The sequence below is a fragment of the Lamprocystis purpurea DSM 4197 genome, from assembly GCF_000379525.1.
Lineage (GTDB): Bacteria > Pseudomonadota > Gammaproteobacteria > Chromatiales > Chromatiaceae > Thiodictyon > Thiodictyon purpureum.
In genome coordinates, this window is the sequence record NZ_KB902564.1 from 1 (window position 1) to 12,308 (window position 12,308).

General features: G+C 60.9%; 5 protein-coding genes and 1 pseudogene. 3 read left to right on the forward strand and 3 right to left on the reverse strand.

The window, feature by feature from the left end; all coding sequences use genetic code 11:
• The 3 genes and pseudogenes from A39O_RS35820 to A39O_RS0129955 form a co-directional block, all read left to right on the forward strand.
• A pseudogene (locus tag A39O_RS35820) lies at nucleotides 1-324 on the forward strand (hypothetical protein); the annotation flags it as partial.
• A 475-nt stretch (nucleotides 325-799) separates the two neighbouring features.
• Nucleotides 800-1,693 (forward strand): sulfotransferase family protein, encoded by an 894-nt coding sequence (locus A39O_RS35825; RefSeq protein ID WP_169338513.1) that lies wholly within the window; start codon nucleotides 800-802, stop codon nucleotides 1,691-1,693.
• A 120-nt stretch (nucleotides 1,694-1,813) separates the two neighbouring features.
• Nucleotides 1,814-2,452, forward strand: coding sequence for an FkbM family methyltransferase (locus tag A39O_RS0129955; protein WP_040529154.1), 639 nt, complete (start codon nucleotides 1,814-1,816; stop codon nucleotides 2,450-2,452).
• A gap of 306 nt (nucleotides 2,453-2,758) precedes the next feature.
• Here A39O_RS0129955 and A39O_RS0129960 read toward each other — a convergent pair whose 3' ends face one another.
• The 3 genes from A39O_RS0129960 to A39O_RS0129975 all read right to left on the reverse strand — a co-directional run bounded on the left by A39O_RS0129960 (nucleotide 2,759) and on the right by A39O_RS0129975 (nucleotide 11,390).
• On the reverse strand, nucleotides 2,759-6,250 hold the full coding sequence (locus A39O_RS0129960; protein WP_083924986.1) for a Calx-beta domain-containing protein: 3,492 nt from the start codon (nucleotides 6,248-6,250) through the stop codon (nucleotides 2,759-2,761).
• Between the two features lie 430 nt (nucleotides 6,251-6,680).
• Nucleotides 6,681-9,098, reverse strand: coding sequence for a Calx-beta domain-containing protein (locus A39O_RS0129970; protein WP_169338514.1), 2,418 nt, complete (start codon nucleotides 9,096-9,098; stop codon nucleotides 6,681-6,683).
• A gap of 897 nt (nucleotides 9,099-9,995) precedes the next feature.
• Nucleotides 9,996-11,390 carry a sulfatase gene (locus A39O_RS0129975; protein ID WP_020508334.1) on the reverse strand — a complete coding sequence of 465 codons (1,395 nt, stop codon included), beginning with the start codon at nucleotides 11,388-11,390 and terminating at the stop codon, nucleotides 9,996-9,998.
• Between the last annotated feature and the right edge of the window lie 918 nt (nucleotides 11,391-12,308).

Genomic DNA, 12,308 nt, shown 5'->3' on the forward strand with positions numbered 1-12,308 from the left:
ATCCCCGCGCAGTGGAGCCGGCAGGTGTTTACGTTCACCGCCCCGCGCACCGGCAATTTCCAGGTGAAGTTCAACGTGGGCCGCGAGAGCACCGATGTGTGGGTTGACTCGGTGTACCTGTTCGCCGGCAATGCCGATGTGTTCCGGCGCGACTTCGACAACGCGGTGGTGGTGGTCAATGCGACACCGACCGCACGGACGGTCGATCTTGGCGGCACCTTCCAGCGCATCCGCGGCACCGGACAGGATCCCGTCAATGACGGCGCCGCCGTCACGCAAGTCACCTTGCCGGCCTACGATGCCATCGTGCTGGTTCGGCCCTAGGAATCGCTGTTGAACTGATCCGAGGCGAATGCTGCCACCCCGGCAGCATTCGCCATCGGTTGATCCACCCGCGGTCAGCGTCCGCACGTCTCTTTCCGCATCCTGCCTTCGCTCCGTCCTCCCGCGACTTCCAGTAATCCTTGCCGACAGCCTTCAGCGCAAATAGAATCGCGCGTGCGGCAGGTAACGGGCTTGTTCAGGACCAGGGCCGGCATCGGAACCGGTGCCGGCGGATCGCCCTCCGGCCGGACGGGCGTGGAAACGAGCGGGCACGAGTAGCCGCTGTCTCGAGCGCGGGCCTAGCGTTTCGGCAGGATGACGACCAGGGAACCAGTGGCCGCGCGCGACAGGGACGAACGCTCAGCATGCTTTGGCCAGGATGGCGGGTGGTTCCCGGCCGGCGCTTCCCCGCGGGAGGAAAGCGCCTACAGTTTGGGGGCCTCGAATTTCCGGGTTTTATTTAGGGGGTGGTTCGTTGGACTGGACTTTAGCGCGACTGCTGCAGTACATGCGTTGGCGGGGGCGGGAAGAGTATCGCTCCGTGCGGCGACGTTTGAGTCTCGACTATGCGCGGGTTGCTTATTGGCTCCCAACCCGTAATCCGGATTTTCTTGGTATCGGCGCTCCAAGGTCCGCGACCACTTGGCTATACCAAAGGTTGTCGTTGCATCCCGGAATCTGTCTGTCGGAAAAGAAGGAAGTGCATTTTTTGAGTATCCCCGAAGGCAAGGGAACTTACGTTTATGGCCCCGATGTGGGTCATTTTATTCGCCGACCCTATGATCTGAATAATCCACACCACTGGCGCTGGTACCGAAGTCTGTTCGGCAAGTGCGGCAACAAAGTCTGCGGCGAGATTACTCCGGTCTATTCGGTGTTGGATGCCGACCGGATTGCTGTCGTGAAGGAGCATCTGCCGGACCTGAAGCTGATTTACATCATGCGCAACCCGATTGCGCGGGCTTGGTCCGGTGTCAGAAAGGAGCTTTGGTGGCGTTTCCATATGCACCCTCATGAGGTGTCGAGCCCTGAGGCGCTGATGCGCATGGCGATGCGTCCGCAGGTACTTGCCTGCGGCAACTATGCGGACGTGATTACTCGTTGGGAGACTCATTACCCAAATCGCATTCTTTATCTCTTCTACGACGACATCATGGTCGACGCGCAGGATGTGTTACGGGGAGTATGCGATTTCCTTCATGTCGACCGGGGGCCGCTCGAAACTGCGGGGGGGCACTCCGAGCGTGTCAACGATGTTCCGACGGACGATATTCCGCCGGCCGTGCGCAGCGCCCTAGCGGCGTACTATGCGCCTCAGTTGCCATTCCTCGAACAGAAATTCGGGCGGTCATTTTCCCACTGGATCTAGGAAATATCAATGAATCCCTGTAGCACGACAGCGCTATTGAAGACAGTTGGCAAGCGCATCCTTCGCGTCCCTTTTTGCAGGCTCCCCGAGGGTTCGCTGAAGTTCAAAATGAGGGCGGTGATGGCAAAGTACCTTCGGGGTATCCCGAACGAGTTTCTCGTCAACCCCGGGGACACTGTCGTTCTGGTTGGCACTCATCGGATCGACACGGTGATGCTCTGGTCCTGTCTGGTCGGCGGCCGCGGAAAAGTGCTGGTGATCGAAGCCGTACCCGACTACGTGGAGAACATTCGTCGCAATCTGCAGCATCACTTGAATTGGCCGCTGAACAACGTGACCTATGTGGTCAAGGGGGTTGATTCAGCGAAAGGCCGAAAGTCGATTCAGATCGGCGAGCGTGCCGATTACAATAAGCTGGCGAATCAAGAGATCGATGATGGATTGTCGGATGAGGACTACGTTCGCGAAGTGGAGATCGATATTGATACGATCGATAACATCCTGCTTGAAAATGGAATCAGGAGAGTTGACCACTTACATATGACCATCAGCGGAATGGAAGTCGAAGCGCTGAAGGGTATGCCCCAGACCTTGAAGATGGCGGGCATTCGCATGGTCATCCGCTCGCTGCATAAGAAGAACGAGGAGCCGCTCTACGTGCAGGTGACCAAAATGCTTGAAGAAGCGGGTTTCGCAACCGTTTTGGCGCGGAGTTCAGCGAAATTCGCGGGCCGGGATATTTTTGGTAGCAAGGTCTAGTTGACGATGGCCTAGGCTATCGTCTCGAAAAGGGTTGGACTGGTTTTCTGACGCTGTCGGAGGCATGCCCCAGCCCCGTTCGGTATTACGATATAAATTCTCGCGGATTCCGGATAGGCGTCACTCAGCGACGAAAACAGGGTTGCTTGCCGTCCTGAGTGACGAACATCGTGTCCGATCCGTGGGATGGGCGGTCGGTCGCCTACGACCCTTGGTTCAAGGCCCGTCGGCAATCTGGGTTTCAGGTTGCCGGCGGGCCATCCGTTGCTTCGCTGCGAATGCAACTCAGCGGCGAGGCGGTGCAGCCTAGGGCAGCGTACAGGTACCGAAGCTTGGCAAGCTTACCGGCCCGCTGAGCGGGATCCGATTCGACCCCGCCAGCACCGTTGCGGTGCCGGGGGCGGTGACACTGAAACACCCCTGGCCACCCGCCGGCAGGTCGAAGTCGATGCCGTCCTGCGCGTTACCGGTCACGTTGAATACGAAGTCGGGCGGTAAGCGATCCGATGACTCGATGGAAACCCTGGACAGGTTGGTGAGTGCAGGACTCGCGGTCAGGCTGCCGCGGAACGTTACCGTCTGGCCGCCCCCGGTTGCTCTTAGGTGCCACCTGGTGGTTCCACAGTCATTCCATAAGAAGACGCCTGACTCTCTGGCCTTATCATAGACCAGGGTCCCGCAGGCGGGAAGGGTGCTGCCGCTGTCGTTGTCGACAATGGTCGCGGTCGCTGTCACCGCCTCAGCGACGCTGCTGGTCAGGTTCAGGCTGAAGGTCTCGTCGTTCTCAGGGAGCGCATCGTCAGTGATCGGTACGGCGACGGTGCGCTGGGTTTCGCCGGCCGCAAAGGTCAAGATACCGGATGTGGCCGTGTAATCGCTGCCGGCCACGGCGCTGCCGTTCGCTGTCTGGTAATTCACCTGCACCTGCTGACCGCTGGCGGGTGCGGGTGCTAGGGTGACGGTGAAAACCGCCGTCCCCGCGGCCTCGGCGGCACTCGGGTTCGAAGCGCTGACTACCGTCGGGCTGGTGGTGCAGGGGCCGAAGTCGGGTAGGCTCACGGCCGTCCCCATCGGCAGGCGCGTCGCTCCGGCCAGAATCACCTTGTTACTGGGAGCGGTGAGGGTGAAACACGCTTTGGACCCCGTTGCGAGATTGAAGTCGAGCCCGTCTTGCCCGGTCCCGCCCATACTCATGACATAGTCTGGTGGCGGCAGCAGGTCGCCGGTTTCGAAGGAGAACCCAGTCAGACTGACGAACGGCTGATCGGCGATCAGGCCACCCCGATAGGTCACTGGCTGGCCGCCCGCCGTGGCCCGCACATGCCAGCGGTTGGTGTTGCAGTCGTTATATATCAGGGCCACCGACTCGGTTGCCGCGTTGTAGACCGGGGTACCGCAGACGGGCAAGGCGGGCGCAGTGTCGTTGGCCAGGATGGTGGCGGTGGCGGTGGCGGTGACCGGGGTGTCGACGCCGGTGAGGTCGAGGCGGAACTGCTCATTGTCCTCCGGGAGGGCGTCGTCGATGAGCGTGACCGCGAGGGTGTGCTGGGTCTCGCCGGGCAGGAAGGTCAGGGTGCCGGATGCGGCGATGTAATCGCTGCCGGCCAGGGCGCTGCCGTCGGCGGTCTGATAGCTGACCAGGACCGACGCACCGACCGGTGGTGCGGGGCTCAACGTCAGGGTGAACTCGGCAGTACCCGCGGACTCATCCACCGTTGGCGCGGTCGCGCGCAGGACGTAAGCGCCGCCGCTGCCGGAGCCCTCGACCAGGCGGTGAACTTGGTCGACCGGCAGTCCGGCAAAGGTGTCGACGGTGCCGCTGGGCCAGTGCACTTCGAGTTCGACCGCGGTGTTGCCGGCCAGGCCGAAATGGGTGCGCACGGCATCCTGAACATAGCGGTGCACGCCATGATTCTGCTCACGCATCTGCACGCGGCCGTCCGGAGTCGTCGCATAGATGACGGCACCGATGCCATCGCGCGTGGAGGTCACCCCTTCCAGGTCGAGTTGCACCCAGTGGTTGCCGTTGCCCTGATTGCGAAACAACTGCTGCTCGGCGGCGTAGGTGAAGGGTGCGGGGTAGCGGCCCTGGCTGACGAACAGGTCGAGGAAGCCGTCCTGATCGTAATCCACCAGGGTGACGGTGTCGGTACGGCCGAGCGTGCTACCGGCCGCCCCGGCCGCGCCGGGCACGAGTTGAAAGGTGCCGTTGCCCTGGTTGTCGAACAGCAGATTGGGCACATTGGCGACGCGGCCACTGGCGCCGACATAGACATCCAGGTCCATATCGTTGTCCAGATCACCGGCGACCACCGAGCGGGCATAGGTGCGCACCGCGTTGGCGTCGTTAGGGAAGGTCTGGGCCGTGGTGCGCAGGGTCAGGGCGCCCGCTTGATTGAGAAAGAGTGAAGGGGCGGTGGTGTTGCCCTGATCGAGGCGGACGGACCCGATGGCGGTCGGTGCCGAAATCGCGTCGGCCTGGGCCAGGAGATTGACCTCCCGGCCGGCATTGACGACGCGCACCTGCCAGGCGTTGGCGCTGAACCCGATATAGATGCCCGCGGTGCGGCTGGCCGGCAGGCCGAGGTACGCGGGATTCGTGGCCGAGAGGGTGAAGCGCACGTGATGCGGGTAGAGATTGGGGCCGCGCAGCCCGACATCCGAATTCCCCGGCGGGGCGACCGCGCCTGATCCGAGGAAAATGTCCGGGCGCTCGGTCTCCCAGTCGAATTCGACCACCACGTCGCCGGGGGCGGTGAAGGTAAAGCCTTTTTCGTCCGTGCCGGGGGAAAAGAACGCATGGATCCGGTCGTTGGCGGGACCGATGCGGATCGCCGCGGACACGTCGGGCGGCGTCACGGCGCCGAATACATCGGGGTCGAGGTCGCCGTCAAAATCCCCGATCGCCAAGTCCAGCAGGTAGGCGTTATAGATGCCGCTGCCGATCACGGGACGCAGATCGGTGAACGGTAGCGTGGACATGTCGTAAATGTGGGTGACCCGAGTATTACTGCAGATCAACGCCGGCTCGCCGACCGGCCCCAAGTGCGCGGTCATCATCATTTGACAGGTGTCGGCGGCGAACCCGGTGTCGAGCCGGGCATCGACGAAGGTTCCCGCGAACTGACGGAATACGGTCGATGGGTATTGCTCGGGAAGTGTTTTCAGGGCGCCGATGACCGCATCCAGGAAACCATCGGAGTCGAAATCGACCCACAAGGGGGTGCGCGAGCGGGCGCGTGGGTTATCAATGCCGTACGCCTGGGCGGCTTCGGTCAAGAGCCCGCCGCTGTTGACGAACAGGTTGTTGCGCCAGGTCTCGTTGATCTCGGGCGCGGTGGCCGCCTGGCCGGCGCCGCCGCCGCTGACCTCGAGGAGGTCCTGATCGCCGTCATTGTCGAAATCCGCCCAGGCGACGCCGTGGGTGTCGTCGTTGTAGTGCGCGGCGGCATCGACCACCGCGGAGTCGATGCGGTTCACGAAGGTGCCGTCACAGTTGTTACGGAACAGGCCGGTCGGCGTGTATTGATGCATGCCCAGCCACAGGTCCGGGCAGCCGTCGCCGTCGAGATCGCCCCAGGCGGCTCCCCAGGTCTCACCGGCGCTGTCGATCACCGGGCGATCGGTACCGTCCCTGGCCTCGATGAATTGATCGGCAGTGAGGGCGGCCTGGGCTCCCGCCGCAAGCTGCAATAGCGCCGCACTGCCAACCAGCAGCCCGTAGCGCTTGATGACGCGTCCCGGCGCTGCCGCGGTAAACGGCCTGGCTGAGACCCTTCGTGGTTCTGACGTATTCATTGCTGTTCTTCCCGACGCAGTGAGGGCGTCTTGCCTGTTCGGTATAACGTTCGCAGGACCGGGTATTGCGGCCCCGAGTTCTTCCAAGACAACTGAAGCGCGTCTGCAAAAACGATACTGGGCCAAAATTCGTCGTTGATCATCGTCTCGCCCACGGTGTTCGAACCGGTGCTGATGATGACCTGGAAAGGATTGTTCGACCGCACCGATGAGCCGGGCGGATCACAAGGTCATGCGTGATTGACGATCCATCGGCTGCCGTTCGCAGGGTTCAAGGCCTGCCGGCCCGCAGGGGCTGGCAGGACTTTGGTTATAGCCTTCGTGCTTGACATCCAGACAAACCCTTGGTGTAGGGGCGGGTTTGAAACCCGCCCCTACGTCCGGTTATCACGTCCGAATGTTATAGCACCTCAGGGTGCCGTCAGACCGGCTACTCAGGGCATGGCCCGAAGCCGGGCAGGCTGACGGCACTGGTCACGGGGACCCGATCAGACCCGGCGATCACGGTCGCGCCGACCGGTGCGGTCACGCTGAAGCACGCTTGCCCACCAGCCGGGAGGCTGAAGTCAATCCCGTCTTGCGCATTTCCGCTGACATTCATAACGAAGTTCGGCGGCAGCCGGTCCGTTGACTCGAACGAGAACGCTGACAGGCTGGCAAAGGCCGGGGTGGCGGTGAGGCTGCCTGCGAAGCGGACGACCTGGCCCCCGCCAGTGCCGCGCAGGTGCCACTGGTTGGTGCCGCAGTCGTTCCAGAGGAAGACCGCCGTCTCGGTCGCCTTGTTATAGGCCGGGTTCGGCGCGCCGCAGGCCGGCGGTGTCACCGCGGTGTCGTTGTCGCGGATGGTGGCGGTGGCCGTGACCTCGCCGGTTTGGGTACCGGTCAGTGTAAGATCGAAGGTCTCGTCCCCCTCGGTGATGGCATCGTCGATGACCGGCACCGAGATCGTCTTGACGGTCTCGCCGGGGCCAAACGTCAGGGTGCCGCTCGTCGCGGTGTAATCGCCGCCGGCGAGGGCTGTCCCGTCGGCCGTCTGATAAGCGACCGCCACCGTTTCCCCAGGTCCGGATGCGGGCGACAGCGTGACGGCAAATTCGGCGGTTCCCGCGGTCTCTACCACGGATGGATCGGTTACGGTGACAGTGAAGGGAAGGTTTGACCCGCTTCCTTCGACCAGATGGTGAACCTGGTCCGCCGGCAAGCCGGTGAAGGTGTCCACTGTCCCGCTTGGCCACCGGACTTCCAGGTTTACTCTGGTGTTCCCTGCCAGACCATAATGAATCCGTTTAAAGTCCTGGGCCTTCTTGTGCATTCCATTGCCCTGCTCGCGCATCTGGACTTTGCCGTCCGGGGTGGTGGCGTAGAGGATGGCGCCGATGCCGTCGCGATTGGAGATCGTTCCCTCCAGGTCGAACTGAATCCAATGGTTGCCGGTTGCGCCGGTGTTGCGGAACAACTGCTGCTTGCCGGCATAGGAGAAGGGTCGGAACAAGAAGCCGTTGGCCAGGAATACGTCCAGTTTGCCGTCCAGGTCGTAATCGCCCAGGGTGACCGTGTCGAGCCGTCCCTCAGGCATCTGCCCTTCAGCCCCGCCGGCCTGGGATACGGGCACAAAGGTGCCGTTACCCTGGTTTTCGTAAATGACATTCGGGAGATTTGACAATTCGCCCGCGCAGCCGACATAGACGTCGAGATCCATGTCGTTATCCAGATCGCCGGCAGCGGCCGAGTTGCAGGAGCGATTCACGCTCTGGATCTGGCTTGAACTGTTGATGAGTTGGTGATTTTGGTTCTGCACCAACAGCAGCGGCGTCCCGGTGGTCGGTTGCCCGACGCGCACCGGTCCGATCGCGCTCAGTTGGGACAGCGAGTCTGCGGCGCGAATCACCATGCCCACTTCCCAGCCGTCAGTACCGGTCAGCCTGACCTGCCACTGACCGTTGACCACGCCGATAAAGATTCCGCGCGGGATGTTTGTGGTGCGAGGCGCAAGTCCCTGCGCCTGGGCCGCGGTCAGGGTGAACTTGATGTGACGCGGAAAGGAGCCGGGCAGTTGGCCGGGCAAGGTTGGCAGTTGAGTGCTTCCCGCGGGATGTTGTCCCGCTGACCCCAGATAGATTTCCTGGGTCTTGGTCCACCAGTCGAATTCGAAGGTGACGGCGCCGCTTGCCGTGAAGGCGAACCCACTGTCGAAGGCCAAATTATTGTCGAGCCAGGCATGAGCCGTCTTGCTGTCGACCGCGGTGACGAGGTTTGTCGACGACGCGCCGCGAGGCGCAAACAGATCGGTTCGCAGGTCGCCGTTGAAGTCGCCCACCGCAAGATCCAAGGGGAAGGACGTGTACAGCGTATCACCGATGACCGGCCGCAGTTCGCGGAACGGGGTCTGTGTGACGTCCCAGACGCGTGTGACCGACGATGAGTCGGCGCAGATCACATCCTGAACCCCGTCGCCGGTCAGTTCCGCCAGCAGTGCGTAGTGACAGGCGACGTCGTTGATCAGATCGACTCCAGTCGACTCGTCCAGGACGAACCGTGGCGACCCGTCGGGTAAGGTATCTTGCCGGAACATGGCTGAGGGTTGACGGTAGGCAGGAAAATTATCCCTGGCGACGACCAGGACGTCCAACTTGCCATCGTCAGTGTAGTCGAAGAACAGCGGGGCACGTCCGCCGGTGGGCATTCTCCCCCCGCGGGACCAAGTCGTTGGGTAGGCGAATCCCAGTTGGCCGCCCAGATTGGTAAATTGTCCGTCGCCGTCGTTCAGCCACAGCGGGAAGGTCCAGCCCGCGCCTGTCACCTCCATGATGTCCGTGTCGCCGTCGTTATCCCAGTCCGCGGATTCCATCGAGTGGCTATCGGTGTGTACGTCGAAGGTGCCGCCCAGAACCTGAGATGCGCCATCCCGGAACACGCGACTACCAGACGGGCCCGCCTGGTTTTGATAGAGAACGGATGGTAAGAACTGATGCTTATTGGCAAAGATCTCCGGGTAGCCGTCTCCGTTGGTATCGAGGAAACCCGTACCATAGGTTTCCCCTGTGTCCGCGATTCCCGCGGGTGCCGACACGTCCTCGAACTGTATCTCTGCGCCGGCGGTTGAGGCTCCGATTGTCAGGAGTGCCACCGCGGCCCGAGCTGAACGCCGGGCGTAACGGGATTTCTTGCACATGTGTCTTCCTCGCACTAAGTCTATGAAGTCTGTAGAAAGTTCTGATGTCGCTCCAAGGCTGACGAGCTACTAAATTGCAAAGTGCGAGCCAACTTTTGAAGTGATTCTGAGGCGCGCTTCTAGAGCTTGAGGAAAAGCCGTCGAACCTGGGGCTTTTTCCGCTCAACTGCTGCTGTGATCGATAACGTTGCGTTTAATATGTCCCTGACTCGCGGAGTCGGGCGCGGCGTTCTGTGTTGGTACGCGCCTGGCTTCGAACGATCACTGAGAAAATTTATTGTAATCTTGTATAATTTAAGGTACATATTAACAATATGTGTAATAGCGGGGCAAGGCCAGTGATATCGAAACGTGCTCTGTGGATGTGTCGATCGTTGACTCCAGCCGCGTCTGGCCGGTCAACGGTGACGCGATGGCGGGCGGTGAGTCCGATCGGGCACCGAATGCCGACCCAAACTCAAAGTGACGGGCTGAGGCCGGGCGCCTTGATCACGATTCCGGACATCGTAGATCCGGAATGATGATCAAGGCGTTACCGCGATTCACATCCGGTAAGCGCTCGACCCCCCTTCGCTATTTGAGCGAGGGTCGTTGTTTGGCAAGCGCCAGTTCCCCTTGCAAATCGGTCAGAATGCTTTGATAAGCGCTATTTTTAGCCTGATTCGTGTACTCGCTGGGATCCGCCTGCAGGTCGTACAATTCCGCGGCCTTCGGCTTGCTCCAACCCCACTCAGTGTAACGGTAGAGACCATTCCTGATACTCCGGCCGCCGCCCGACCGCCTCACCACGCTGTAGGCGGGACCGTTGTGGATCTCTGCTGCCGGATCGTTCAGCAACGGCACCAAGCTAACCCCTTCGTTCTCATTGGGAATCGGCAATCCGCAGAGTTCAGCCAGTGTCGGATACAGGTCAAGCAGTTCCACGGGTGCGTCAGCCACCTCCGCCACGCTTTTTTCCGGAGCGACAATGATAAAAGGTACCCGCGTGGCTTCAGCGAAGAGTGTGTGCTTGGCAATCAATCCGCCATGCTCGCCGAAGTGTTGACCATGGTCGCTGGCAAAGACGACGACCGTGTCCTTCCAGAGGTCAAGGCGGGTCAGGGCGTCCAGGAGGACACCGACACCCGCGTCGACAAAAGAGTGCGATGCATAAGCGGCCAGAATGGCCTTGCGGCGTTCGGCGTTGGACCCTAGGGTCGCCCATTCCGAGTTGTAGGTCAGCGCGACAGACGGAATATCCGCCCGATCATTCGAGGGCTCACCCAATTCGCGGGGCACCTTGATCTGCGCGGTCGAGTACATGTCGAAATATTTTATCGGAACGGTCCAGGGCGTATGTGGTTTGCGGAACCCCATGGCAATGAAGAACGGTTGAGCCTGGCCCTTGCGTTGCTCCAAGAGTTGGGCGGCGTAACGTGCGTTTCTCCCGTCCTGGGTGTGTTCGTCGAGTTGGGTGGTGGCTGACCACGACAGAAGCCCAATCCCGCCTTTCGCCACCGTGGTGTAAGGGGGAGGCGTCTTGGTCACCGGGCCGTTCTCGCGGTCCAAGTCCCAATGAAATTCCTGAACGAAGGTGTCGTGGGCGACTTTTCCCACGCGTGCCGTGTAATAACCCTGGTTATGGAAATACTCCGGAAGCATCACCCAGTCCGGCCCCAGGTAGGCGCGGGGATTGTCTGTGTTGTAGTAGACCTGTGATGACTCCGGATAGACCCCACTGAGCATGGACGTTCGCGAGGCATTGCAGACGGGGTAGTTGGCGTTGGCATTGTTGAAGCGCACACCGCGAGCGGCCAGCGCGTCGATGTTCGGTGATTTGACGACCGGGCTGCCGTAGCAGCCCAGTTCGTCGTTCATATCATCGGTGAGGATCAGCAGGACGTTTTTTGCGGGCGCTGCTTCCGTCGATGCGGCGAATGGTGCCAAAGCCACCAGTAAGCAGAGAATAAAATGGAATTGCTGTTTCATTGGTATCGATCCACCAAGTTTAGATTGTCGAAGATTGTGACGCTTTTAAACAATGCAAGTTCCGGCCGATCTGCTTCTGAAAACGCACCGACGGGCGAGATGCATTGGAACGCCCGATCAGGGCGGGGTGCGTGCTTGATCAACGGGCAAGATCACCAACCCGCTGACCGGGATCCGATTGTACCCGGCCAGGACCGGTGTGCCACTGGGCGTCCCCCATCTAAGCACGCCTGGCCGCCTTTGGATAGAGTGAAGTTCACGCCGTCTTGCGCGGCCCCAGTCACGTTGACGATGAAGCCGGGCGGCGGCAGCCGTTTTGTTGACTCGATGGAAACCCAGGACCTTCTGGTTAAGGCCGGGCGGGCTGCCCTGGATCGCTGCCCGCCGCCCGCCCCCGATCGCCCTTAGATGCAAGTTCTTGGTGTTGCAGTCGTACCAGTTCACGCGCGGGCCTCTCGACTCCGGGAGTACGATTGCCGCTCCGGTGGCCTGTGTATCTTGGTGATCCAAAGGGCTGGCAGTCCAACAAATGGGTCTACTTGTTCCGATGCTCGGCATCAATTTTCGCGAAGGTCGATCAGGCCACGGCAGCCAACCAAAAGTGCAGCACTAAATGGGCCAATGTGACGCCTGGCGATCCCAAGCAAGACGGCAAGCTGCCTCTCGCGGACACCATAAGATGTCTTGGGTGCGGTGGTCGGGTGCCTGAAGGTTCTGAAGAACAGACAAAATAGAATCTTTTGTAATTCTGTATCAATAATTTAACGAATCGCATGGGTTAGACGACACATGCGCAACATGGCGAACATCGGGGCACGATACCGGACCCGACTTGTATTGACGATCTTTATGGAAATGCTTGACTCCGGAGAGTCCCTGTGAGCGTTACGAACGCTGTGCGATTGAGTCGGCAGGGGT

Coding starts and splice junctions, on each gene's coding strand:
- A39O_RS0129955 (WP_040529154.1), top strand. CDS start 1,814: ATGGCAAAGTACCTTCGGGGTATCCCGAACGAGTTTCTCGTCAACCCC.
- A39O_RS0129960 (WP_083924986.1), bottom strand. CDS start 6,250: ATGAATACGTCAGAACCACGAAGGGTCTCAGCCAGGCCGTTTACCGCG.
- A39O_RS0129970 (WP_169338514.1), bottom strand. CDS start 9,098: ATGGAATCCGCGGACTGGGATAACGACGGCGACACGGACATCATGGAG.
- A39O_RS0129975 (WP_020508334.1), bottom strand. CDS start 11,390: ATGAAACAGCAATTCCATTTTATTCTCTGCTTACTGGTGGCTTTGGCA.